24 protein-coding genes are annotated in these 25954 nt (G+C 69.1%); 12 read left to right on the forward strand and 12 right to left on the reverse strand.

What is annotated here, in order from left to right; genetic code table 11:
• The first annotated feature begins 89 nt into the window (after positions 1-89).
• From TR33_RS04485 to TR33_RS04500, 4 genes are all read left to right on the forward strand, one after another.
• The gene (locus TR33_RS04485; protein WP_014911955.1) at positions 90-413 is read left to right on the forward strand and encodes a hypothetical protein; all 324 of its coding nucleotides are present in this window, start codon (positions 90-92) and stop codon (positions 411-413) included.
• Positions 414-423: 10 nt separating this feature from the next.
• Positions 424-957, forward strand: coding sequence for a hypothetical protein (locus tag TR33_RS04490; RefSeq protein ID WP_017534819.1), 534 nt, complete (start codon positions 424-426; stop codon positions 955-957).
• Between the two features lie 53 nt (positions 958-1010).
• Entirely contained in the window at positions 1011-2228 is a 1218-nt protein-coding gene (locus TR33_RS04495) for a site-specific integrase (protein ID WP_017534818.1), read from the forward strand.
• A 135-nt stretch (positions 2229-2363) separates the two neighbouring features.
• Complete coding sequence (locus tag TR33_RS04500; RefSeq protein ID WP_042281646.1) at positions 2364-3641, forward strand: hypothetical protein; 1278 nt, start codon at positions 2364-2366, stop codon at positions 3639-3641.
• A gap of 71 nt (positions 3642-3712) precedes the next feature.
• Here TR33_RS04500 and TR33_RS04505 read toward each other — a convergent pair whose 3' ends face one another.
• Both TR33_RS04505 and TR33_RS04510 read right to left on the reverse strand, forming a co-directional pair.
• Positions 3713-4240 carry a hypothetical protein gene (locus tag TR33_RS04505; protein WP_014910567.1) on the reverse strand — a complete coding sequence of 176 codons (528 nt, stop codon included), beginning with the start codon at positions 4238-4240 and terminating at the stop codon, positions 3713-3715.
• Positions 4241-4411: 171 nt separating this feature from the next.
• A complete protein-coding gene (locus TR33_RS04510; protein ID WP_042281648.1) occupies positions 4412-5815 on the reverse strand; it encodes an amino acid permease in 1404 nt (467 codons plus the stop codon).
• A gap of 251 nt (positions 5816-6066) precedes the next feature.
• Here TR33_RS04510 and TR33_RS04515 point away from each other — a divergent pair, with 251 nt between their 5' ends.
• From TR33_RS04515 to TR33_RS04525, 3 genes are all read left to right on the forward strand, one after another.
• Positions 6067-7290, forward strand: coding sequence for a sensor histidine kinase (locus TR33_RS04515; RefSeq protein ID WP_042281650.1), 1224 nt, complete (start codon positions 6067-6069; stop codon positions 7288-7290).
• Entirely contained in the window at positions 7287-7946 is a 660-nt protein-coding gene (locus TR33_RS04520) for a response regulator (RefSeq protein WP_042281652.1), read from the forward strand. The genes TR33_RS04515 and TR33_RS04520 overlap by 4 nt, the downstream gene beginning before the upstream one ends.
• Positions 7947-8040: 94 nt before the next feature.
• Positions 8041-8826 (forward strand): class I SAM-dependent methyltransferase, encoded by a 786-nt coding sequence (locus TR33_RS04525; protein WP_017534814.1) that lies wholly within the window; start codon positions 8041-8043, stop codon positions 8824-8826.
• A 77-nt stretch (positions 8827-8903) separates the two neighbouring features.
• Here TR33_RS04525 and TR33_RS04530 read toward each other — a convergent pair whose 3' ends face one another.
• From TR33_RS04530 to TR33_RS04550, 5 genes are all read right to left on the reverse strand, one after another.
• On the reverse strand, positions 8904-9686 hold the full coding sequence (locus TR33_RS04530) for an alpha/beta fold hydrolase (protein ID WP_014911848.1): 783 nt from the start codon (positions 9684-9686) through the stop codon (positions 8904-8906).
• Between the two features lie 11 nt (positions 9687-9697).
• Positions 9698-10519 (reverse strand): exodeoxyribonuclease III, encoded by an 822-nt coding sequence (locus tag TR33_RS04535; protein ID WP_017534813.1) that lies wholly within the window; start codon positions 10517-10519, stop codon positions 9698-9700.
• 30 nt (positions 10520-10549) lie between these two features.
• Positions 10550-11548 carry a tyrosine-type recombinase/integrase gene (locus TR33_RS04540; protein WP_017534812.1) on the reverse strand — a complete coding sequence of 333 codons (999 nt, stop codon included), beginning with the start codon at positions 11546-11548 and terminating at the stop codon, positions 10550-10552.
• A gap of 104 nt (positions 11549-11652) precedes the next feature.
• Complete coding sequence (locus TR33_RS04545; protein WP_042281948.1) at positions 11653-12732, reverse strand: acetate/propionate family kinase; 1080 nt, start codon at positions 12730-12732, stop codon at positions 11653-11655.
• Complete coding sequence (locus tag TR33_RS04550; protein WP_042281654.1) at positions 12732-15083, reverse strand: phosphoketolase family protein; 2352 nt, start codon at positions 15081-15083, stop codon at positions 12732-12734. Before TR33_RS04550 ends, TR33_RS04545 begins: the two co-directional genes overlap by 1 nt.
• 160 nt (positions 15084-15243) lie before the next feature.
• Here TR33_RS04550 and TR33_RS04555 point away from each other — a divergent pair, with 160 nt between their 5' ends.
• Positions 15244-16182, forward strand: coding sequence for a phosphotransferase family protein (locus TR33_RS04555; protein ID WP_042281655.1), 939 nt, complete (start codon positions 15244-15246; stop codon positions 16180-16182).
• A gap of 865 nt (positions 16183-17047) precedes the next feature.
• On the opposite strand, the gene TR33_RS26545 is transcribed toward TR33_RS04555, so the two are convergent.
• Both TR33_RS26545 and TR33_RS04560 read right to left on the reverse strand, forming a co-directional pair.
• The gene (locus TR33_RS26545) at positions 17048-17224 is read right to left on the reverse strand and encodes a hypothetical protein (RefSeq protein WP_159068770.1); all 177 of its coding nucleotides are present in this window, start codon (positions 17222-17224) and stop codon (positions 17048-17050) included.
• 543 nt (positions 17225-17767) lie between these two features.
• On the reverse strand, positions 17768-18772 hold the full coding sequence (locus tag TR33_RS04560) for an acyltransferase domain-containing protein (protein ID WP_026125050.1): 1005 nt from the start codon (positions 18770-18772) through the stop codon (positions 17768-17770).
• A gap of 133 nt (positions 18773-18905) precedes the next feature.
• Here TR33_RS04560 and TR33_RS04565 point away from each other — a divergent pair, with 133 nt between their 5' ends.
• On the forward strand, positions 18906-20528 hold the full coding sequence (locus tag TR33_RS04565; protein WP_041561984.1) for an AMP-binding protein: 1623 nt from the start codon (positions 18906-18908) through the stop codon (positions 20526-20528).
• 81 nt (positions 20529-20609) lie between these two features.
• Here the strand turns inward: TR33_RS04565 and TR33_RS04570 are convergent, their stop codons facing one another.
• From TR33_RS04570 to TR33_RS04580, 3 genes are all read right to left on the reverse strand, one after another.
• Positions 20610-21353: a DUF1963 domain-containing protein gene (locus TR33_RS04570; protein WP_081616080.1), complete on the reverse strand. Its 744-nt coding sequence runs from the start codon at positions 21351-21353 to the stop codon at positions 20610-20612.
• Positions 21354-21440: 87 nt separating this feature from the next.
• The gene (locus TR33_RS04575) at positions 21441-22094 is read right to left on the reverse strand and encodes a class I SAM-dependent DNA methyltransferase (RefSeq protein ID WP_017534803.1); all 654 of its coding nucleotides are present in this window, start codon (positions 22092-22094) and stop codon (positions 21441-21443) included.
• 84 nt (positions 22095-22178) lie between these two features.
• Positions 22179-22484 (reverse strand): 4a-hydroxytetrahydrobiopterin dehydratase, encoded by a 306-nt coding sequence (locus tag TR33_RS04580; RefSeq protein ID WP_014911960.1) that lies wholly within the window; start codon positions 22482-22484, stop codon positions 22179-22181.
• A 370-nt stretch (positions 22485-22854) separates the two neighbouring features.
• Here TR33_RS04580 and TR33_RS04585 point away from each other — a divergent pair, with 370 nt between their 5' ends.
• Genes TR33_RS04585 through TR33_RS04595 form a run of 3 tightly spaced genes read left to right on the forward strand, consistent with a single transcriptional unit; the run spans position 22855 to position 25945 of the window.
• Positions 22855-25134 carry a sensor histidine kinase gene (locus TR33_RS04585; protein WP_026125047.1) on the forward strand — a complete coding sequence of 760 codons (2280 nt, stop codon included), beginning with the start codon at positions 22855-22857 and terminating at the stop codon, positions 25132-25134.
• Positions 25135-25139: 5 nt separating this feature from the next.
• Complete coding sequence (locus TR33_RS04590) at positions 25140-25577, forward strand: roadblock/LC7 domain-containing protein (protein ID WP_014908907.1); 438 nt, start codon at positions 25140-25142, stop codon at positions 25575-25577.
• A 2-nt stretch (positions 25578-25579) separates the two neighbouring features.
• Entirely contained in the window at positions 25580-25945 is a 366-nt protein-coding gene (locus TR33_RS04595) for a DUF742 domain-containing protein (RefSeq protein ID WP_014910541.1), read from the forward strand.
• The last annotated feature ends 9 nt before the right edge of the window (positions 25946-25954 follow it).

Below are 25954 nucleotides of genomic sequence, written 5' to 3' on the forward strand. Positions count from 1 at the left end.
TGTGCGCCACGACACCCGCGCGGCGCACCCCGCCGCGCCCCAACGATCCGGCCCACCACCCGTATTCGTCGAAAGGCCCCACGGCCCCCGTGTCTGAACGTCCCTCCGCCCCCGGCGGCGGCCGCAACACCCGCCACCCCACCGGTATCCGCGTCGTCCTGTGCCTCCTGGCCCTGTTCGCCCTGGCCGCGGGCCCCTTCGGATACCTGATGGGATTGGACGCCGACTCCCACGCCGGCTCGGCCGCCGAATGGTTCACCCTCGCCTTCGGCGCCGCCGTCGGCATCCCCTTCCTGGCCGCCGCCGTGGCCACCGTCGCCGGCGACCGCCGCGCCGCCCTGTGGTCCCTGGCCCTACTCCTGTGGCCCGTGGTGTTCGTGGTGGTCATCCACCTCCTGCGCTCGGCCGGGTAGGCTCCCGGGCGTGTCACCCAAGAAACGCAAGAGCCGCCGCACCCGCCAGGACCGCGCCCGGACCACACCCGCGCCCACCGAGGCCGGCCGTGTGGCCCCGGGCACCACACCCGACAAGCGGCCGCTCAAACGCACCCCGGCGGTGATCGCCTCACCACCCGACCGCAGAGTGACCGCGCTGTGGGTCCTGCTGTGGATCCTGTGGGCCCTGGGCACCCCCATGGCCCTGGCCGCGCTGCTCTTCGCCGGCCTGGACACCGGCGTGGACCCCATGGACCCGCGCCTGGAGGACCCCCAGACCGCACAAGAGGTGATCGCCGAACACACCGACCGGACCATGCGCGCCATCGGCAACGCCCTCATCTGGCTCCTGGTCTTCGCCTGGGGCGTCCCCGCCCTGGGCACGGTGTGCGCCCTGGCGCTACGACGACGCATGGCCGCCATCGCCTTCGGTGTGGCCCTGGCCCTGTCGGTGACCCTCCTACTGCTGGTCGCCCCGCCCAACGAACTCTGGGACGCCGTCATCGCCCACCTGTTCGGCTGAGCGCCCCGACCCACCCGCACGCCTTCACGCGCCCCGACCCGCCCCAGGCCACAATGGACCCCGTGGACACCACCGACACCGACAGCCCGCTCCCGGTCCCCGTACGCAGCCGCCTGCGTCATCTGGACCACAACGTCCTGGTCGACACCCGCGCCCTGGAACGGGTCCGCGAACGCTTCGACACCGAACAGGCCCGACTCCTGGGCCGCTTCCTGGCCAACGCCCAATCACCGGCCACCCTGCGCGCCTACCGCGCCGACTGGACCGCCTTCGGCGCCTGGTGCCTGACCGAAGGCCGCACCTCGCTACCGGCCGACCCCGTGGACGTGGCCGTCTACCTGGCCGCATGCGCCCAGAACGGAGAGGGGACCGGACGCCCCCTGGCCCCCTCCACCCTGGAACGACGCGCCGCCGCCATCGCCGCCGTCCACGGCGCCCACGGCCTGGACTCGCCCACCCGCGCCGAAGTGGTGCGCATGACCCTGCGCGGAATCCGCCGCACCCATAAGGCCCGCCCCCGCCGCAAGGCCCCCGTCCTGCTCTCGACCCTGGAGGCCCTGCTCGCGGTACGCCCCCAGGACGGACACCCCGGGGGAGTGGCCCGCCGACGCGACGCCGTCCTGCTGCTGACCGGCTTCGCCGGAGCGCTACGCCGCTCCGAACTGGCCGCCCTGACCTTCGACGACCTGACCCTGGTCAAGGACCCCGTCGACGGAGCCCCCACCCTGGTGGTGTCCCTGCACACCACCAAGACCGACCAGGAGGGCCGCAAGAACCAACAGGTCGCCCTCCCGCGCGGCCGCCACCGCGCCACCTGCCCGATCTGCGCCCTGACCGACTGGACGCGTCTGATCGAGCTGCTGCGCGACCACGGCGCCCACGCCCTGCGCAACCACCTGGAGCACACGCCCCCCACCCCGCCCACCGGAGCGCACTCCTGCTCCGGGCTGGAACGCCTCACCCCGGCCGACGGCACCGGACGCCCACTACTGCCCTCGGTGGACCGACACGGACGCGTCGCCGAACGCTCCATGTCCCCTCGCGCCATCGGCGACCTGGTCAAACGCTACGCTCAACGCGCGGGCCTGGACCCCGACGACTTCGGCGGCCACTCCCTGCGCGCCGGGTTCGCCACCCAGGCCGCCCTGGGCGGGGCCGCGGACCGCGAGATCATGCGCCAGGGCCGATGGACCAACCCGGGCACGGTGCACGACTACATCCGCACCGCCAACCCGCTCGAGGACAACGCGGTCACCCGACTGGGCCTGTGACCCCCCTTCACCGGCCCGACCGACCTCATCTCGAAACACCAACAAACACACCCGCAACACCCGATATAGCCCGTTAACGTGCGAACCTGCCCTGATGAGGCATTAGGTTGGTCGCGTGAGAAAGGGGACGGACCTATGGTCGACGAGTTTCGCGCAGCGTTCCAAGCACTGATCGACGCCTCCGTCGCCACAGACCCCCACCAGTTCCCACCGGCCGTCCACAAGGTCTACCTCCTGGCCCCACAGATCCCCGTCGCCGAACGCGAACTGGCCCTGGAGGCCCTGGCCCCCCTCCTGGCCACCGACCACGCCGCCCCCGGCATCGTCGCCGACCTGGCCGTGATCGCCGGAGCCCTCGTCGAGACCGGCACCGACCCCGGACCCGCCGGAATCGAGATCCTCCACCTACTGCGCACCATGGGCAAGGGCGCCATCGCCTTCGCCCGCGCCTGGGAACGCACCGGAGGCGGCACCCCACCCGCCCCCGAGGCCGTCACCGCCGACGCCGAGACCCGCGTGGCCGCCGACCTGGGCCCCGACGCCCCAGCCGCCACCATGTGCTGGTGGACCATCCAACGCCACGGCCTGGCCGCCAAGACCATGCTCGCCCACTCCGAGGTCCGCGCCCACATCCGCCGCGACCCCTCCCTGCACGCCGAACTGGTCGCCATCACCAACCAGCTCAGCGACCTGCTCACCGAATTCGACCAGATCCGCACCCTGCTGCGCATGGCCGAGGCCACCTCCGCCCTGGTCCTGGACCGGGCCTCCGAACGCGGCTTCCGCGTCCTGTTCGACGGCATCGGCGACAACCTCCAACTCCACACCCTGCTCGCCGACGCCCTCATCGGCCCCCATGGCCAAGGCCTGGCCGGACACACCCCCGACCCGCGCTGGAGCGCCTCCTACCGCCACGCCCCCGTCGACCCCGAAGCCGACCTCGTACACGGCTGGTGGAACCTGGTCGCCCACGACGGCTCCTGGGTATGGAACGAAGGCCTGCCCGCGGAGATCCCCACCATCGACGGCGAACACGTCCTGATCCTGGAGACCCCCACCCACCCCCGCTCCTGGAAGGCCGGACGACGCCACCCCCAGGTCCGCGGCTGGCTGGAGGTCGAATCGGAACTGAGCGCCGAGGAGGCCCACCGATGGTGGAGCCGGGTCGCCCCCGCCGAGAACCCGCCCACCACCCACCAGGACGAGGAGGAGGCGACCACGCCCCCCACCGCCCCGGCCACACTCGAACCCCCCACCGACCCGAACCGACCCGAACCCGCCCCGGACCCCGACGCCACACCCCCCGACGGCACCCGGGCCACCCCCTCGCCCACCGCCGACACCGGCCCCTCACTGCCGCCCCTGCCCAAGGGCGTCTCCCAGAGCAGCGGCTGGGGACCCGCCTGGCGCTGAAGCCCCCCCGAACACACGAGACGGCCCCGCCCCCGGACCCCACGGTCCGAGAACGGGGCCGCCCCGACGGGTCAGTCCCGCGCCCGATGTCGGGCAGCGGAGCGCGCGGGCACCGGCTCGGCGCGCGCCGAACGCTCCTCTTCATCATCGTCCTCATAGAGGCCGTCGAAGTACTCCTCTTTGGTGGGCCCCTCGTCATCGTCACGGACCCAACGCCCGCCCACGAACACCGGCGCCGCCAACAGCAACGCCAAGGGCACGAACACGCCCAGGGGCAACAGCACCAGGGCGCCCTCGCTCCCGGGCAGCACCGGCAGACGCTCCACCAGATGCATACGGGTCAGGGCCACGGCGCTCAGACCGCCCAGGACCAGGGCGGCACCGAAGGGCAGCATCGGGGTCAGCCGCGGGGGGACCGCGACCAGGGCCACCAACAATCCCACGCCCACCAGACCGGCCAGGGCGACCGGACCGGTGCCCTGAAGCACGGCGGTACCGACCGCGTGCAGACCGCGCAGGTGGGAGAAGGCCCAGCCGGTCAACAACAACAGGACCGGACCAAGGATCAGGCCCGACAGGAAGCCGACGAAATGTCGCACGGGGGTGCTCCTCTCAAGGGTTGCGCAGCACCCTAGCGACAAAACCCCGCTTCGGCACCATCGACACCACCTAGACAAACCACCACAAAAGGGTGTACCGCGCCGGTGATACCACACACCGGTGGCGCCGCACCCGCACCGGACACGACGCCACCGAACACCACGAACACATCACCCACCGGCGGGGGAGGAGCCCCCCTTACCCGCGATCCGCTCCAACTCCTCGGGCGTGGCACGCTCACGCACACCCAACACCAGACGACTCGGCGCGCTCCGACCCCAACGACGACGCCCCTCATAGGCCACCAACGCCACCACCACGGCACCCACCGACGCCCACAGCGCCTCACGATGCTGCGGCAACGTCGCCATCGCCACGAAGATCCCCACCAGACCCAACAACGTCGCCCACGTCAGATACGGGAACGCCCACATCCGCAACGTCAACCGCTCCGGCGCCCGACGACGCACCCGCGCACCCACCACCAACTGCGAAGCGCAGATCGTCAAGAACAACACCAACAGGATCGCGCCGATCGAGGCCACCAGGAAATGGAACACCTGACCCGGCGCCACATAGTCGGCGACCACCGCCGCGTACCCCACCACGGTGCCCAACAGGATCGCCCGCACCGGCACACCACGCCGATTCGTGCCCCGCAACACCGCCGGAGCGTCACCCTGACGGGTGAGCATGAACAACATCCGCGACGAGGTGTACATCGCGGCGTTCAACACGCTCAACACCGCGATCAACACCACGATCTCCATGATCAACGCCGCGCCCGGGATACCCACCGTCTCCATGACCACCACGAACGGACTCCGATCCAGATCGGAGGAGTTCCACGGCACCACCATCACCACCACCAGGATGGAGGCCACGTAGAACAACCCGATCCGCCACAGCACGTTGGTGACCGCCGAGGCCACCCCCCGCTCGGGCTCGGAACTCTCACCCGCCGCGATCGTGATGATCTCCACCCCACCGAAGGCGAACAACACCACCACCGTGGCACCCAACACCGCGACCCAGCCATTGGGGGCGAACCCGCCCAGATCCCACAGGTTCGACACCGTCGACCCTTGCGAACCACTCCACAGACCCAACGCGTACAAGCCGCCCACCAGCAAGAACGCCACGATCGTGGCGACCTTGATCAGCGAGAACAACGACTCCGTCTCAGCGAAGACCCGCACCGAGATCAGATTGGCCACCGTCATCGCCAACAGAACCGTCAACGCCAAAACCCAACCGGGCAGATCCACCCACTGGGCCAGGATCGTGGCCCCGGCCACCGACTCGGCCGCCACCAACACCGCGTACATCCACCAATAGACCCACCCGATGGCGAAACCCGCCCTGGGCCCGAACGCCAACCGCGCGTAGTCGGAGAAACTCCCACCGGCCGGAACCGACACGACCATCTCGCCCAAGGCCCGCAGGGTCAAGAACACCAGGGCGCCCGCCAACGCGTAGGACAACACCGCCGCCGGCCCCGCGGTCTGGATCACCGCGCCCGACCCCACGAACAGCCCGGCACCCACCGAACCGCCGATCGCGATCAACGTCATGTGCCGGCGGCGCAACCCGTGCGCCAGCCCCGACCCGTCCTTCTTCTGTGCCGCCTCACCGGGCGACGTCTCACTGCCTGTCACGAGCCCCACCATAGGACGAAAGATCGGTCACACTTCACAAAGGGGTGCGCCACAGACCAGAAATCAACAAACGTGACTCGGCGCAACACATCCGCACGGGGGGTCACACCACCCTAAACCCCACACCGAACCCCCACACCCCACCCGAACATGCCACCATCCACACCATGACCGCCCCCATCCCACCCCTGGGCGCCCTGACCAGCCCGCGCACCTACCGACACTGGGCCCACCTCATCATCGGCGGCGCCCTGGCCACCCCCTACCTCATGGCCTCCCTCGTCCTGGCCTCCCTCATCACCGACACCACCACCCCACCCACCCCCACCGGACTCACCCTCACCCTCGCCCTGGCCATCGGCCTCACCCTCATCACCGCCACCGCCCTCATCCCCGCCACCCGCACCGGACAACACCACCTCGCCCACGCCCTGGGCATCCTCCACGACACCACCCCCACCAGCGGCCGCCTACGCCCCACCCTCTGGCTCCACCTCCACCTCACCATCGGCCTCCTCGCCTGCGTCGCCACCATGGTCGCCCTCACCGAAGCCGCCCTCCTGACCCTGGCCCCCCTCGACCACGGCACCGCCACCCCCCTCACCCCCACCCACCCCTACCTGGGCCCACCCCTGGCCCTGCTCTGGCTCCTCGCACTCATCCACACCATCGCCCTCACCGGCCGACTCCTCACCAAAATCGCACCCCACCTCCTCGGCCCCACCCCCACCGACCGACTGGCCGCGGCCCAAGCCCACGCCCACCGCCTCGCCGAACGCAACCGCCTGGCCCGCGAACTCCACGACGGCCTCGGCCACGCCCTGTCCGTGGTCACCCTCCAAGCCGCCACCGCCGCCCGCCTCCTGGACACCGACCCCGACTTCGCCCGCCAAGCCCTCACCCACATCGCCGACACCGCCCGCACCGCCACCGCCGACCTCGACCACGCCCTCGGACTCCTACGCCAGGACACCCCCACCCCATGCACCCCACCCCCCGACCTGACCCACCTACCCCACCTGACCCAGGCCACCCGCCACACCGGAACCGACCTGACCAGCCACATCGACGGACCCCTCGACCACATCCCCACCCTGCTCTCCCGCGAGACCTACCGCATCACCCAAGAAGCCCTCACCAACGCCCTACGCCACGCACCCCACCAACCCCTCACCCTCACCCTCAAAACCACCCCCACCTCACTCACCCTCACACTCACCAACCCCCTGCCCACACCCCACCGACCCCGACGACGCCACCCCACCCGCGGAGGACACGGACTCCACGGCATGCGCGAACGCGCCCACCTGATCGGCGCCACCCTCACCCACGGCCCCCACCACGACCAATGGACCACCACACTCCACCTGACCTGGAAAGACACCCGATGATCCGGATCAACCTCATCGACGACGAACACCTCATCCGCACCGGCCTGGCCGCCCTCATCGACGCCGAACCCGACATGGAGGTCACCGGCCAGGCCGCCGACGGAGCCGACGTCCCCGACCTCGTCGAACGCACCCGACCCCACATCGTCCTCATGGACGTGCGCATGCCCGGCCTCGACGGCATCCAGGCCACCCACACCCTCCAACGCACCCCCCGCCCACCCCGCGTCATCGTCATCACCACCTTCGACAACGACGACCACGTCTGGGACGCCCTACGCGCCGGAGCCCAAGGCTTCCTCCTCAAACGCACCCCGCCCGAGGACATCCTCGCCGCCATCCGCATCGTCCACCGCGGCGACACCCTCCTGTTCCCCACCACACTGCGCACCCTCGCCGCCACCCGACCCCCCCACCACGCACCCACCCCCGCCGCCCGCGCCGTGGCCACCCTCACCGAACGCGAAGCCCAGACCCTCACCCTCATCGCCCAAGGCCTCACCAACGCCGAGATCGCCACCCACCTCCACCTGGGCGTCCAGACCATCAAGACCCACGTCTCCCACACCCTCACCAAACTCGGCGTCCGCGACCGCACCCAAGCCGTCATCGCCGCCTACGACGCCGGACTCATCCACCCCCGCCACCACACATGAGCCCACGACACACCCCACGACACGCCCAACACAAAGTCACGACAGTGCTACGTTCGGCAATCGAACGGTCGCACACACCGCGGGGGAGACCACCATGACCACGCCACCGGCCATCGACCTCGACCTCATCACCCACCTGTACCGAACCCACCGAGACGACCTCGCCCGCGTCCGCGACCAACAACGCGAACAACACGCCAACGCCGACCCCGCCATGACCCCCCAACTCGACGACCTCGAAGCCGAGATCACCTACCTCCTCCTACGCCACCACCGCCCCCACAACGTCGTCGAGATCGGCACCTACTACGGCTGGTCCACCTCCTGGATCCTGTCCGCCCTACGCGACAACGACACCGGCCACCTGCACTCCTTCGACATCGTCGACCACGCCCCCCGCCACGTCCCCGAACACCTGGCCCAAGACCGCTGGACCTTCACCAAAGGCGACGTCCGCGCCAAGATCGCCCACATGCCCGCCCACACCGACTACCTGTTCATCGACGCCGCCCACAACGGCTGGTTCGCCCGCTGGTACATCCACCACCTCCTGCCCACCCTGCCCGCCCACATCCCCATCAGCGTCCACGACGTCTTCCACCAGCGCTACGCCCTGCCCTTCACCGAAGGCGCCGTCGTCCTCAAATGGCTCACCAACAACACCACCGACTACTTCACCGCCTCAGCCGCCCGCGCACCCCACCACCACCAGATGCTCAACGACCTCAAAACCGAACTCGGCCTGGACACCCCCGTCCGCGAATCCCTCCACAACCCCATGATCTTCTTCCGCATGCCCGCCCGACCCCGACCCGCCGCCACCATCGCCCCACCACGACCCCGCCACACAAGCGACCCCGACCCCGCCCCCCGCACCTGAAACCACACAAAAAAAAAGGGGGTGGCGGGACCCCACCGGCCCCACCACCCCCAAAGAGCACACACCCCTACACGAGGTCACACCCCATCGGCCTCCAACGAAGCCCCACCCGCCTCAGCCTCCGCCTGAGCCTCCAACGCCGCACGCCCCTCACGCACCGACACCACATCAGCGGCATCACCCACGATCCGCGCGAAATTCACCGGCTGATCCAAACTCACCATGTGCCCCGCCCGAGGCACGTTCACCAACCGGCCATCCGCGCACGCGTCGAAGAAATGCTTCTCATGGATCCGGAAATGATCCCGCGCCCCATTGATCAACCACACCGGACCCTCATACGCCGACAACGACGCGATCGCGTCCATATTCGAGATCTCATCGATCACCGACGTCGCCGCCTCCACCGCCAACCCGCCGTCCAACACCGCTTCGGCCGCACCATCACGCAACGTCAACCGATGAAAACGCTCATTGACCGCCGCACCCCGATCCGGCAACCGATCCATCAACACCGCCGGAATCCGATACACCTGAGCCAACGACTGCGCCGGCTTGGCCGTACAACTGGCCGCCACCAACCCCGCCACCCGACCCGGCGCCGCACCCGCCACCGCGATCGACACGAACCCGCCCAGACTCAACCCCGTCAACAACGCCCGACCACCCACCTGATCGATCGCCGCCAACACACTGTCCACCGCACGCCCCAGCGAGAACTCCTCACCCCGCCGCGAACCATGCCCCGGCAGATCCGGCGTCACCACCGTACGCCCCTGAGCCCGCAACAACTCCACCTGCGGCCGCCACATACTCGACGACAACCGCAACCCGTGCACCAACACGATCGGCACGTCCATACCCCGACCCCTCACCCTTCCACCCGATAACGCACCGTCACCGGAGCATGGTCGGACCAACGACTCTCACGATCCCGATACCGCTCCACACCACCCTCGACCGCCCGCGCCGCCAACCCCGGCGTGGCCACCTGATAGTCGATCCGCCACCCCGTGTCGTTATCGAAGGCCCGCCCACGATAGGACCACCACGAATACGGCCCCTCCTGCCCCGGATACAACGACCGCACCACATCCACATAACCGGCCTCATCGAAGACCCGCGACAACCACGCCCGCTCCTCGGGCAAGAACCCCGAATTCCTCCGATTACCACGCCAGTTCTTCAAATCCGCCTCCGTGTGCGCGATGTTCCAATCCCCGCACACCACCAGCTCCCGCCCCGCACCCTCCACCTGAGCGCGACGCTTCACCAGATACGGCAGGAACATCTCCAGGAAACGCTCCTTCTCCTCCTGACGCTCGGTCCCCACCTCACCCGAGGGCAGATACAGACTCGCCACCGTCACCCCACCCAGATCGGCCTCCACATACCGACCCGCGTCCTCGAACTCCGTCCCCGGAAAACCCACCCGCACCGCGTCCGGCTCACGCCGCGCATAGATCGCCACCCCCGCACGACCCTTCGCCGCCGCCGGACACAACACCACACGCCAACCCTCGGGCGCCACCACATGCGCCGGCAACTGGTCCGCCTCCGCACGCGTCTCCTGCAAACACACCACATCCGCGTCCGTGGCCGCCAACCACGAAACGAACCCCGGATCCTTACGCGACGCCGCGCGCAGACCATTGACATTGACGCTGGACACAACAAAACTCGACTGGCTCACGCCAACAGAGTAGCCACCACCCCCACCCCCTCAACCCCCCTCCACCGGCGACTCCGACCCCGCCAACCGACGCAACACCCCATAGGTCCGATTCGAACCCGCCGCCTCCCGCTGCGCCCGCGCCGTCACCTCGATATAGGCCTGCGACGACGTCACCGACGCATGCCCCAACAAATGCATGATCTCGGTGACCGACGCCCCATCCTCGGCCAACCGCGTCGCGAACGTATGCCGCAGAGCGTGCACCAACGTCCCCCGCGCCACCCGATCATGCACACCCGCATGCCGATAACACTGCTTCACCAGATACTGCAACCCACCCCGACGCAACCCCTCACCCCGGTTGTCCACCAACAACGGATCCCCACCCCGCACCACCCCGAACCGCACCCGACGCGACTCCAAATACCCCTCCAACAACACCTCCAACGGCACCTCGATCGGCAACACCCGCTCACCGCCGCCCTTACCCACCACCCGGATCCGCCGCTCACCCGAACGCCCACCCAACGAATCCACCCGCAACGACAACATCTCCGCCGACCGCATCCCCGTCAACAAAGCCAACGCCAACACCGCCAGATCCCGCTCCGGCCACGGATCCCGCGCCCGACGCGCACCCCGCGCCAACGCCTCCAACAACCGCTCCGGCGTATCCTCACCCATCAACGGCTTAGGCGTCGAAGGCCGCACCCGAGGCCGCGGCACCGCCGACATCGGATTGCCCGCCACCACCTGCTCGGCCACCCAGAACCCGAAGAACCCGTTCCACGTCGACCAGGCCCGCACCACACTCGACGCCGCCCGCTCCTCACCGAAATCCGCGAACGCCTCCCGCAACACCCGCGACGTCAGATCCGACAACACCACCCCACCCGGATCCACACCCAACACCCGCGCCGCACACCCCGCCACACCCACCAGATCCCGCCGATAGGCCGCCACCGTATGCGGAGAGGGCTTGGCCGCCCGCCGCGCCACCAGATACCGCTCGATCGCCAGCTCCACCACCACAGCATCGCCACTCATACCCCATATCCTGCCCCCTGCCCACCCCACCCCGACCCCACGGGCACCACAAAGAAAAGGGCCCGACCCCAAGGCCGAACCCCACACGCACAACCACCGCCCGCTCACCCCAACACCGCACGCACCCCCCGCACGATCTCCACATCCTCCCGCGCCTCCACCACCCAACACCTCACCCCGGCCCCCACCGCCGAAATCTCACCCTCACCCACCAACCCCGCGTTGGCCACCTCATCCACCCCCACACCCAGAAAACCCAACCCCTCCGCACACCGCCCCCGCACCTGAGACGAACCCTCACCCACCCCACCCGTGAACACCAACGCGTCCACACCACCCAACGACGCCACCATCGACGCCACCGCCCCACGCAACCGATGCAGATACACCCCCACCGCCCTCACCGCCCGCGCCTCACCCCTTCGCTCAGCCTCCAACACCCGCCGCATATCCGCCGACCCCGCCAACGCCCACAACCCCGACTCGTGCTCCAACGCCCACGCGATCCGATCCACCCCCACCCCCGCGTGCTGCTGCAACCACAACACCAACCCCGGATCCACACTCCCCGAACGCGTCGCCATCACCAACCCCTCCAACGGCGTGAACCCCATCGTGGTATCCACCGACCTCCCACCCCGCACCGCCGCCAACGACGCACCCGCCCCCAAATGCGCCACCACCACCCGCTCCGCACCCGACCACTCACGCACCCGCCGCGACGCATACGCGTGCGAAAGCCCATGAAAACCGAACCGACGCACCCCCAACCGCGCCCGCCACTCCTCGGGCACCGCATACGTCGACGCCTCCACCGGCAACGACGCGTGAAACGCCGTATCGAAACACGCCACCGCCGGCACCCCCGGCAACACCCGCCCCACCACCTCGATCCCCGCCAACGACTTGGACTGATGCAACGGCGCCAACGACCCCAACTCCCGCAACCGCTCCACCACCCACCCCTCCAACCTCACCGGAGCCGTGAACTCCCCACCCCCGTGCACCACACGATGACCCACCGCGTCCACACGCCCCGCACCGGCCAGCACCCGCTCCACCCGACGCTCATCCCACACACCGGCCTCCACCGGCACCGACTCCGACCACTCCACCACCCCATCGGAGCCCACCACACTCAACTTCACACTGCTGGACCCCGCGTTCACCACCAGAACCCGCATCAGTACGGCCACACCCACTCCCGCACCGGCTCCGGATCCTCCCCGAACTCCCGCGTATAGGCCCGCGCCCGCAACCGCTCGTCCACCATCCGCTGACGCACATGCGCCGCCCGCTCCGCCAACCCCGGAACCCGATCGATCACATCGACCACCAGATGGAACCGATCCAGATCGTTCAACATCACCATGTCGAACGGCGTCGTCGTGGTACCCCGCTCCTTGAACCCCCGCACATGCAGGTTCTCGTGACCCCGACGCCGATACGTCAACCGATGCACCAGCCACGGATACCCGTGAAAAGCGAAGATCACCGGACGCCGCGTCGTGAACAACGCCTCGTACTCGGCCTCGGGCAACCCATGCGGATGCTCACCCGCCGGCAACAACCGCATCAGATCCACCACGTTCACCACCCGCACCCGCAACTCCGGGAAATGACACCGCAACAGATCCACCGCCGCCAACGTCTCCAACGTCGGCACATCACCCGCGCACGCCAACACCACATCCGGCTCCACACCATCATCGGTACCGGCCCACTCCCAGATCCCGATACCCCGCGTACAGTGCGCCACCGCCTCGTCCATCGGCAGATAGTCCAACGCCGGCTGCTTACCCGCCACCACCACGTTCACATAGTCACGCGAACGCAGACAATGATCGGCCACCGACAACAACGTGTTCGCGTCCGGCGGCAGATACACCCGCACCAACTCCGCCGGCTTGTTCAACACCACATCCAAGAACCCCGGATCCTGATGCGTGAACCCATTGTGATCCTGCCGCCACACATGCGACGACAACAGATAGTTCAACGACGCGATCGGAGCCCGCCACTCCAACCCCCGAGTCACCTTCAACCACTTCGCATGCTGATTGAACATCGAATCCACAATGTGCACGAACGCCTCATAGCAGTCGAACAACCCATGCCGACCCGTCAGCAGATACCCCTCCAACCAGCCCTGACACAGATGCTCACTCAACACCTCCATCACCCGACCACGAGGCCCCAGATGCTCATCACCCGGCTCCAACCGACCCCGCCACACCTTGTCCGTCGCCTCGTACACCGCCGACAACCGATTCGACGCCGTCTCATCCGGCCCCACGATCCGAAAACGATCCGGATTGGCCCGCACCACATCCCGTAGAAACCCGCCCAGCACACGCGTGGCCTCACTCGACCGCGCCCCATGCCCCTCGAACTCCACCGCGTAGTCCCGAAAATCCGGCAACGCCAACGGCCGCAACAACAACCCGCCATTGGCATGCGGATTCGCACTCATCCGCCGCCCACCCCGCGGCGCCAACACCCGCAACCCCTCCACCGGAGCACCCTGAGCATCGAACAACCCCTCAGGACCATAGGAGCGCATCCACCCCTCCAACAGACGCAGATGCTCCGGATCCGACCTCACCCCCGCCAACGGCACCTGATGAGACCGCCACGTCCCCTCCACCGCCAGCCCGTCCACCTCCACCGGACCCGTCCACCCCTTGGGAGAACGCAACACCACCATCGGCCACACCGGCCGACCCCCCACACCACCCTCACGCGCCTCCCGCTGAATCCGCGCGATCTCCTCCAACGCCTCGTCCAACACCGACGCCATCCGCCGATGCATCACCTCCGGATCCGACCCCGACACCACCAACGGCCGATACCCGAACCCCTCCAACTGCTTGAGCAGCTCCTCCACACCGATCCGCGCCAACACCGTCGGATTGGCGATCTTGTACCCGTTCAAATGCAGGATCGGCAACACCGCCCCATCGCCCACCGGATCCAAGAACTTGTTCGAATGCCACGACGCCGCCAACGGCCCCGTCTCGGCCTCACCATCACCCACCACACACGCCACCACCAGATCGGGGTTGTCCAACACCGCCCCGAACGCGTGCGCCAACGAATACCCCAGCTCCCCACCCTCATGAATCGACCCCGGCGTCTCAGGCGCCACATGCGAAGGGATCCCACCGGGAAACGAGAACCGACGGAACAACCGCCGCATCCCCTCCTCGTCCCACGTCACCTCCCGGTACACCTCGCTATAGGTGCCCTCCAACCACGCGTTGGCCACCGCCGCCGGCCCACCATGACCCGGACCCATCACATAGATCATGTTCAGATCACGCCGCCGGATCACCCGGTTCAGATGCGCATAACAGAAGTTCAACCCCGGCGTCGTACCCCAATGCCCCAACAACCGCGGCTTGATGTGCTCAGGAGCCAACGGCTCCCGCAACAACGGATTGTCCAACAGATAGATCTGCCCGACCGACAGATAGTTCGCCGCCCGCCAATAGGCGTCCAGCCCCGCCAGATCGTCCTCGTGCTCCACGACCATCGACCCTCCCAGGACGAGGTGTTCACGGTGGGGGAGGACCGGACCCCGCCCACCCCACCCGAGGCCGACGCGTACGCCCGATCCACGCCACCGTAACCGCCCACCCCCCGAACCCCCCGGACACCACACGAACCCGTGTCGCGGCCACTAACCTGCCCCCATGACCACAGACCCCACCACCGCCTACACCGCCTGGGGCCACCCCCACCACCACCTCCTGGGTCGAGGAATGGAAGGCACCGTCCACGCCTTGGGCCCCGGCCCCTTGGGCGACCACCTCATCGCCAAGGCCTGGCACCACCGCACCGAGACCGACCTACGCCCCCTCCAGGCCTTCCACGACGAACTCGCCGCCCAACACCCGCCCTTCGCCACCCCGCGCATCCTCCACATCCGCCACCACCACGACACCACCATCACCCTCGAACCCCACCTGCCCGGCACACCCCTGGACACCCTCCACCGACAAGGAACCCTCACCCGCACCCAGGTCCAGGACGCCACCACCCACGTCCTGAACGCCCTGGCCCACACCACCGCGGGCCCCGCCACCAAAGCCCTGACCGCCCTCGACGAACCCCACCCCCTCTGGCGAGACCACACCACCTGGCCCCAGGCCCTGACCGCCCTCATCGACCGCCGCACCACCCGCTTCGCACACCCACTGCGCGCCGCCCTACCCGACCTGGACACCCTCCACGCCGCCCTACGACGACGCCTGTCACACCTGCCCGCCGAACCGCCCCGCATCGTCCACGGCGACCTGTGCCCGCCCAACATCCTGGCCACCGACCAGGGCACCCCCACCGCCGTACTCGACTGGGGCTTCCTCACCACCGCCGCAGACCCCCTCTTCGACACCGCCACCGCGGCCGGCCTCCACGACATGTACGGACCCCACGCCCGAGAACACGACGACGCCCTGCTCACCCGCTGGACCGGCACCTCGGGCCCCGAACGCGAACGAGCGCTGCTGTACCGGGCCGCCTACGCCCTGATCAGCGCCAACGCCTACTCCGACACGGGGGAGGACGGCCACTTCCTCTGGTGTGTACGCACGTTCGAACGAGCCGACGTGCGCGCCGTTCTGGGGGTGTGAGGCACCCGCCCGATAGGGGAGAGGGGGCGAGGGAACATCTTCGACACCCCTCGTGAACTGCGATTTCTCCCCTTTTCCCTGGTGGGTGGCGCCGGCGCGGGGAGCCCTGGGGGATGAAGGACGGGGGAGGGGTGGATTCGTACAGATGTACACGACCCCAATGGGCGCGATCGCGACCATGGGCACACACGTTCGATGCGAGGCCGGGGCGGGCCGGCGCGAGAGCGGAGAGGGGTGGGGGTCAAGAGTGAAAGAAAAGGGACGTGCGCGCCATATCGGTCACGTGTCGCTCAAGGAGTGCAAAATGCTGCATAACACAGTTTATGCATGAAACATGGAGATACCGGCCCACCGAGAGGGGGACCGCACCCACCGAGAACACCCGCACAGGCCCCTCGACCCACCCGAGCCGCGCCCTGGAGGGCACACCCACCCCAGACCCGGGACAGCCGCCGAGCGGGCACGCGCCCCGGGCACGAAGAGCACGAAAACGCAGGTCGGGCGCCTCACGAACACCATGGCGAACGCCGGGGCGGACTCGGGGCGCACAGGGAGAGCCACCGAGACGAGAACGCCCCGGCCAAACCCGGCCGCCGGGAAGACACCCACCGAGGCCGACCCGCTCGAGCCCTTCGCCCAGGAGCACGTTCCCAGAGCGCCCCACAGAGCCCACCGGACACCAGAGGGCCCTCGTCGACATACCACCGCCGACACGACGACCCCACCGACGAAGAACCACGTCAGAGCGGGTGTACGCGTTCACGCCATGCGCTCGCCGTCCACAGGCCGAAGATCCGACCTTGCCCCAGAGTCCGCTCAGGGACCAGGCTCGACTTCGGGGGCATCACGCCCGGCCACCGAACGCTCACAGCGCCCCCGTATCGACGCTACCGCGCCGCGGCCGACCGGCGCCGGCCCGTGCGATCTCCCTGTGGACGAACCGCGCGTCGATCCGGCCGCCGCGCAGGAACTCGACACGACCCGCGCCGACCGGTGAGCCGCCGCCGAAGTCCTCGAAGGCCCCGGATGGCCCACAGAACACGAAAACCCCTTCCCCACAGGCGTTTCCACATCGCCGATAATGCACATTATGTCAAGTAGAAGGTGTGGAAGGCCCTCCGCCACCACCGACACGCCCCCAACGGCCGCCTTTTCCGACCCTTCACCCCCAATGACCCCCACCACTCCACACCCCCGACCCCGGCCCACACCGACCGAGGACCCCCACCACGCCGCCCAGGGCCCCTCCGGACACCACCCGGACTCCACACCCCCGACGAACACACAGAGCGATGACGCGAGAACAATCAGCGACCACCGCTCGTCCCGACTCCCCCACGCCCGCACCGAACAGACGCGGCACCCCGACTCTCCTCCACACGCCCCCGACCCACACCCACCCCACAGGCTCCACCCGGTCGACCCCGGACCCCCGCCTCCCTCCAACGCATCGGTGGGCCCCTCCAGTGCGAGCCCCGCACCCGCCGGCCCCACCACCAGAACCACACCTCAACACGACGAAGCCCCCCGGACACGTCCACGAAGAACACACCCAGAGGGCCACCGAAACACACAGACCGGCCCCTCACGGCAACCGCAACCACCCCGTACACACCCTCAAACCCGCACCCGACCCCAACCGCTCCAACGCAGCCCGCTCCAACCGCGTCCCAGCCGACACAGCACCCACATCCACCCGAGGAGACCCGAACACGAACCGGAACACATCCGACTCCCCCGGAACCCCCTCACCCACCAACCTGAACCGCCGCTGGAACCGCACGATATTCGACCCCTCCCCCAACACCTCCGCCCAGAACGGATCCAACAACCACGACGTACACGTCGCCACCACCGGATCGATCCCCAAATGATCCCGAGCGAACCCCCGCGCCCGCCCCAACGCCTCATCCACCACCGACGGATCCAACCCACCCGTCGGAATATGCAACCTCAACACCGGATCCCCCACACCCAACCCCGGACCCAACCCCGAAGCCTCCTCCGGCGAATACCACTCCACCACCCCCTGAGAACCCAACACCGCGGGCTCCAACTGCAAACCACCCACCCAGAACAACCGCCCCCGAAACTGCGCCGCCACCCACGCCGCCGTCTCCAACGACAACCGCCCGAACAACCACCGCGACCGCCGCACCTGCACACCCACATCGGCCAACGTCGCCACCGTCACCGACCGATCCACACCCAACGCCCCATGCCGCGCCAACTGCACCGGCACCCACGCCGCGAACGCGAACAACGACGCCACCCGTGCCCGCGCATCCTCCACCTCCACCAACGAAGGCCACCCACGCCACACACCCACCGGCAGATCGGCATCAGCGCACAACCGCCGACACATCAACTCCACCAACCACCACAACTCCACCGGACAACCCTCACCCGGCCACAACCCCTCCACCTCGACACGATCGCGCCCCTCCAACACGAACATGTCCAACACCCGCGCCGCCTCCACACCCGAGGGCACCCTCAACCCCGACTCCGGCAACCCCTCCGCCGCCTCCAACCACGACCGCGCACCCTCATCCAAACCGAAACGTTCCACCACACGAGCACTATCCATCCCCACATCCTGGCCCCCACCCCACACCCGACGGAAGAGCCCACCCACCACAAGTGAGACCCGTCCCACAGAAGGGCATAGTGTGGAAAGCACCCCCCACGACCACCACCACCGAAAACGAGGAACACCACCGATGTCCGACCCGGCGCAACTCCTACGCGACTGGATCGCCACCTACCACACCCCCACCACGTCGGTGGCCCACCTCCTCTGCGACCGCCACGACCCCCACACCACCGCCACCACCCAGATCGGCCCCACCCTCGAACCCACCACCCTCACCTACGGACAACTCCACCAAAAATCCACCACCCTCGCCGCAGGCCTCCACCACCTCGGCATCCGACCCGGCGACCGCATCGCCACCCTCATCCCCAAAGGCATCGACCTCACCATCACCGCCCTGGCCACCTGGAGACTCGGCGCCACCCTCGTCCCCCTCCTCACCTCCCTGGCCCCCTCCGCCATCCACCAACGCCTCACCGACTCCGGCACCACCCTCGTCATCGCCCAAGACGACTACCGCACCAAACTCGACCCCGGCCCCCACCAGACCACCCCACCCACCTGGCACACCGCCACCACCGGAACCCACCCACTCCGCGACGGCGACCACACCCTCCACACCCTCACCACCAGCGACCACACACCACCCCCCACACCCCCCACCACCGGCGACACCACCCTCGCCCTCGTCTACGTCTCCAACCTCATCGGCCCACCCCGCGGCGCACGCGTCCCCGTCCGCGCCCTGGCCGCCATGCACGCCTACCACCACTACGGTCTCGGCGTCACCGACGACGACACCTACTGGAACACCGCCGACCCCGGCACCGCCTACGGCCTCTACCACGGCCTCATCTCACCCCTCCTCGCCGGCCACACCTCCCTCGCCCTCCAAGCCGGCTTCTTCGACCCCGAACTCACCCTCGACGTCCTGGGCATGTACCAGGTCACCAACTTCGCCTCCGACCCCACCACCTACCGCACCATCCGCGCCGCCACCAAGACCCTCCCACCCGAGATCATCGTCCAACGCCTCGCCAGCGCCGGAGAACCCCTCGCCCCCGACGTCATCGACTGGGCCACCGACCTCTTCGGCATCCCCATCCGCGACCACTACGGACAGACCGAACTCGGCTGGTGCGCCGGCATCCCCAACAACCCCGAACTCCCCCAAGCCGACGCCCCCCTACCCCCCGGCGCCATCGGCCCCGCCCTCCCCGGCTGGAACATCCACGTCCTCGACCCCATCGACGACCAACCCGCACCCCTGGGCGTCTACGGCCGCATCGCCATCGACCACACCACCAGCCCCCTCGACTGGTTCGAGGGCTACCACGGCTACGACGACACCCTCGACATCCGCCGCACACCCGACCACACCCACCACCTCACCGGCGACACCGGTATCATGGACCGCCAAGGCAACCTCCACTTCTCCACCCGCGACGACGGCGCCATCATCACCCGCAGCTACCGCATCGGCCCCACCGAGGTCGAGACCATCCTCACCTCACACCCCGCCGTCGACGAATGCGGCGTCTACGCCATCCCCGACCCCATCGCCGGACACCTCGTCGGCGCCCGCGTCGTCCTGGCACCCGACCACACCGGCGGCCCCCACCTGGCCGACGAACTCCGCGACTGGGTCAGCACCCACCTGGCACCCCACGCCGCACCCCACACCATCGACTTCGTCGACGAACTCCCCCGCACCGCCTCCGGCAAGATGCGCAGAGCCCGACTCCCCTAGAACGTGTCCCCCTAGACCCCCCGACACCACGAAACCCCCGGGCCACACCCCCGGGGGTCCCTCCAACGTGTACACACCACCTCAGTGGTACGACCACATCACCATCCACGCCGACGAGAAATCCCCCACCTCCAGATCCCCACGCCGCACCGACCAGAACGGACACCCCACGAAATCCGGCTCATCCCGGAACCCGTACTGGCCCTGCGCCAACAACACCCACTCCCCGCCCTCCGTCGAAGGAGGATCCTGCGGCGAATACGCGTAACCCCCCAACAGAAGCTCCACCTGCGCCACACCCCTCCTCTCATCCCACTGATCCAACCGATACCGCCCATAGACCCCGCGCACACGCTCGTCCGCCGCCACCACGTCATCACACGCCATCGGCAGACTCCACAACGACCGGGCGAACAAAGACACCGGCTCGCCGTACACCGCCTCCCCGTCCTCGGGCACCCGCTCCTCCACCACCGCGTCCGCGCCCACGTACACCACGAACCCCGAGCCCCGCTCCGACTCGGGCCCCTCCGTGTCACGCCGATCGGCGAAGAACAACAGACTCCCCTCCGCCGGAAACGGGAAATCGAACACCCGCGGCAGAGCGGCGCAGTCCACCGACGCCACGAAGTCCGGATAGCCCTCCCACTCCACCTCCGCCGGAAGAGACGGCCACCCGCCATAACGTCCGGCCAGGACCGCGTCCGGCCCCGGCGAGGAACTCAACTCCACCTGGGGACGCGCCAACTCCAGAGCCAGCTCCACCGCCTCATCGGGAACACCACCCGCACGAGCCGCCGCACGATAAGCCTCGAAATCATCCATGCCGGACATGCTGTCGTATCCCCACGACACCCGCCCGCACACGAAGAGCGGGCCCGGCACACACCGGACCCGCCCCAGAACAGCCCTCTAGAGGCCCGCCCCGGCCTTCCGCAACAACAGATGCGCCTGCGAGAACCCACGCCGAGCATCCAACCCCGGAGCCATCACCAGACGCGCCTGCTCCACCAACCCCACAGCGGCGGCCTCGGCCAGCACGTGATCCACCCCGTACCGATACGCCATCGCCACCTGATGATCGAAGGTCTCCACCCCCGCACCCGGATCCTCATGACTCTGGAAGGCCACCATCAGATACCCCTCCGGAGCCAACACCCGCGCGAACTCCGCCATGATCACCGCCAACCGCTCCGGCGGAGAATGGATGATCGAATAGTTCGACACCACCCCCGCCAACGAGCCCCCCTCGACCTCCAGGGCCCCGATATCGCCCACCTCGAAGCGAATCCCCCCATGCCGAGTCCGGGCCAGCTCCACCAGCCCCTCCGACAGATCCACCCCGAAGGCCTCCACGCCCGAACCGCGCAGATACGCCGTCACATGACCCGGACCGCAACCGGCGTCCAACACCGGCCCACCCCCGGAGGCCGCCACCGACTTCGCCAGAACGTCGATCATCGACCGCCCCAACGGGTCGGACTCGAAGGCCCCCGCCGCGAAGTCCGCGTAGAGCTCGGAGATCATGCCATAGGAACGGGCCGCGCCCGTCTCGTGTACCGCCATGGACCACGACCCTAGACCCGACCGCGCCGGGTCCGTGATCGCCCCCGGTGAGAGCCGTCGGATCCGCCGTGGCCCCTGTCGTGTTCAGCCCTGGCCGGTGACGACCTCGACCAGTTCGTCCACTCGCGCGGCCAGGGCCATGTCCTGGTCGGTCACGGCGCCTTCGGAGTGCGTGCTCAGGGTGAGCCGGACCGTGTCGTAGCGGATGTCGATGTCGGGGTGGTGGTCGGCCTGTTCGGCCGCCTGGGCCACCTCTTGGACCAAGGAGATGGCGGTCGGGAAGTCGGCCAGGCGTACGGTGCGGTGGATCAGGACCGCGTCGGGGTCCCATTCCCAGTCGGTGAGCCGTTCCAGACCGTCCCGGATCTGCTCTTCGCTGAGCCGGAGCATGTTTCCGCCCCCTTGTCGGTGCCGCTTGTGGTGCCAATCCGCGATTGGCCGGTTCCGGCCGATACCTACCCGGTCGGAGGCCGTCCCTCACCCGGCCGCTCCCCCGAGCGGACCCTGGTGTGGTCGGTGCGGCGGAGCCGCTCCTTATGTTTTGAGGTGCGCTTTTGGAATAAAAGCACCGCCGCCTGTACGACGTAGATTCTATACATGTCCTATTTTAGGAGCTTTCGGGATGCCTGGAACCTCCGTCCCACCCCGCACCCCGGCCCCCACTCGGTCTTGCCAAAACCCCCACCACGGCGGTTAGCTCGGTCCCACCCCCGCCCCACCCCCTCGGCGGACCCCCCGCCTCCCCTCGAAGAGCGAGCCCATGCCCCACGAGAAGCGCCGATCGCTTCGCGCCCGCATGATCACCCTGGTGCTCATCCCCAGCACCGCCCTGCTGGCCCTGTGGGCACTGCTCACCACCACCCTCGCCGGCGACATCGGCGACCTGCGCACCACCGCGACCCTCATCGAGGAGGTCGGCTCCCCCACCACCGACGTCATCGACCGGCTCCAAAGCGAACGCCGCGCCACCCTGGCCGCCCTCAACTCCCCCACCAGCAGCACCCACGGCCGACTCGACGAGGCCCGCGCCGCCACCGACCAGGCCGTCCTCACCCTGGACCGCTCCCTGAACGCCCAGGAAGGCGCCACCCTGCCCCGTCAGGCCACCGCCTTCCAGAACCACCTGACCTCGCTGGAGAACCACCGAGCCGAGGTCGACGCCCTCCCCCACGACGCCGACACCCTCACCCTGGCAGCCGGCCCCTACACCGAACTCATCGAAACCGGCCTACGCGTATGGGGCACCCTGGTCGAACGCGCCGACGCCACCCTCTCCCCCCACCTGCGCTCCCTGACCTCCCTCACCCGCACCCGCGAACTCCTCAACCGGCAGGACACGATCCTGGCCCACGCCGTGGCCACCAACGAGTTCACCGCCCAGGCCCACGCCGAATTCGCCGCGGCCGTGGGCGCCCAGCGCCACACCTGGTCCCGGGTCGACGCCGAAGCCGGAGAAGAGGCCGGACGCGACTTCGTACGCCTGGACGGCTCCGCCCAGATGGAGACCGTCGAACTCCTCCAGGACACCGTCATCGCCACCCCCGGCCGAGAACACGGCTCCGGAGTGCCCGTCAACGCCCAGACCTGGCAGGGCGCGGCCGAGGCCCTGGACCGGCGCATGAGCGAGGTCGAACGGGAACGCCGCGACCACGTGGTCGCGTTGGGGCACCGACACGCCGCCGACCTGCGCGACCGTGCCCTGATCATCACCGTGCCGACCCTGCTGGTGGCCCTGGCCTCCGTCGGTGTGGCGGTGGTCGGCACCCAACGCCTGGGAGCGCGCCTTCAGGAACTGCGCACCCGGACCCTGGAACACGCCCGCGACCGTCTCCCCCGGGTCACCGCCCGACTCCGCGCCGGCCAGGAGGTCGACGTGGACGCCGAGGTCCCCCCGTTGAACGCGACCCACCACGACGAGATCGGCCAGGTCGCGTCGGCCTTCGACGACGCCCGCCGCGCCGCCGTGACCGCGGCGGTGGAGGAGGCCCGGGTACGCGCCGGGGTGCGGTACATGTTCCGCAACCTCGCCCGACGCACCCAGTCGTTGGTGCACCGCCAGCTCTCCCTCCTGGACCGGGTCGAACGCGAGGAGACCGACCCCCAGGTATTGGAGGCGCTGTTCCGCATCGACCACCTGAGCACCCAGATGCGGCGTAACGCCGAGAACCTGATGCTGCTGAGCGGCGACCGGCCCACCCGGCACGGCGCCGCCCCCGTGGGCCTGCACGAGGCGGTGCGGGCCTCGGCCGGTGAGATCGAGGACTACACGCGTGTCCAGGCGCGCGCCCTGCCCCCGGTGGCCCTGCGCGGCGGCGCCGGCGCCGATCTGGTGCGGCTGTTGGCCGAACTGTTGGAGAACGCGACCTCCTTCTCCCCTCCCGACACCCCGGTGATCGTGGAGGGCGACGTCGACGAGCGTGGAAGGTACCGGATCCTGGTCCGCGACCAGGGGCTGGGCATGACCGGGGAGCGCGCGGAGGCGGCCAACACGCTGCTGGCCGACCCGCCCCGGTTCGATCTGGCCCGGGTGCGGGACGACTCCCAACTGGGGTTGTACGTGGTGGCCGTGATCGCCGCCCGCCACGGCTTCCGGGTGCGTGTGGACTCCACCCCCGGAAGGGGCACCGTGGCCATGGTGGAGATCCCCGCCGACACGGTGGTCGAACCCGCCCACACCACCGGGCCGATGCGGGTGGGCCACCTGGGGGCCGCGCCCGCTCCGCCCTCCGACCGCGACGTCGCCCCCGCCCCGGCCCCCGTCCGGGTCGAGGACGAGGTCCCCGAACCACAGGCCCTACCCCCCTTGGAGGAGGGGCCCGACACCCACATGGGTCTGCCCCGACGACGCCGCCGCGTCGTCGCCGACCCCCCGCCCGCCTCCGACACCGCTACCGTCCCCCGCCGATCCCTGGACCAGATCCGCACGATGATGGGCGCCTTCCAGACCGGTACCGAACGGGCCCGCGCCCTATCGGACCGCGAAGGCGCCGACCCCGTCGAACAGACACACGATCAACACGAGCAGAACACGGAGAGGTGATCTCGATGTCGGTGAACACCGCCGCGCAGAACCCGGACGCGGGTTCGGCGATCCGGAGACTGGACTGGCTGATGGGCGACCTGGTGGCCCGGGTCGCCGGTGCCCGCAACGCCCTGTTGTCGTCCGCGGACGGCCTGGTACTGTCCCGCTCCCCCGAACTGGACCGGGACGGCGCCGAACGCCTGGCCGCCATCGCGGCCGGGTTCGCCAGCCTGGCGCGAGGCGCGCGCTCGGAGCTGGGGGCCGAGGAGGTCCGCCAGAGCGTGGTGGAGATGGACAGCGCGTTCTTCTTCGTGCTCTCCGCCGGTCAGGGCACACAGTTGGCGTTGATCACCGACGCCGACTGCGACATGGGACAGGCGGCGTTCGAGGTGAACCGTCTGGTGCGTCAGGTGGGGCCGCATCTGTCGGCGCTGCCACGCGGCCGCGTGGGCGAGGCGTGAACGTGTCCGCCTACGAGGAGGACGACCGGTCGGTGGAATCGAACCTGATCCGCCCCTATTCGCTCACCGGTGGGCGTACCCGCCCCTCGCGCGGCGATCTGACGGTGACCTCCCAGGTGGTGGCGGTCCCCTCGATGGGTTCGGCGGATCTGGACCCCGAGCTGGAGCTGATCCTGTCGGTGTGCGCGCGTCCGGTGTCGGTGGCCGAGGTGGCCTCGCGTGCCGGGCTCCCTCTGGGGGTGTTGCGGGTCCTGCTGTCGGACCTGCTGGACCAGGGGCGGGTGGTGGCGCACACCTCGCCCTGGGAGCACCGGCGACCGGACGCGGACACCCTGCGTTCGGTACTCGATGGAATCCGACGACTGTGAGGGGTGGAC

Source organism: Nocardiopsis alba (assembly GCF_000710955.1).
Lineage (GTDB): Bacteria > Actinomycetota > Actinomycetes > Streptosporangiales > Streptosporangiaceae > Nocardiopsis > Nocardiopsis alba.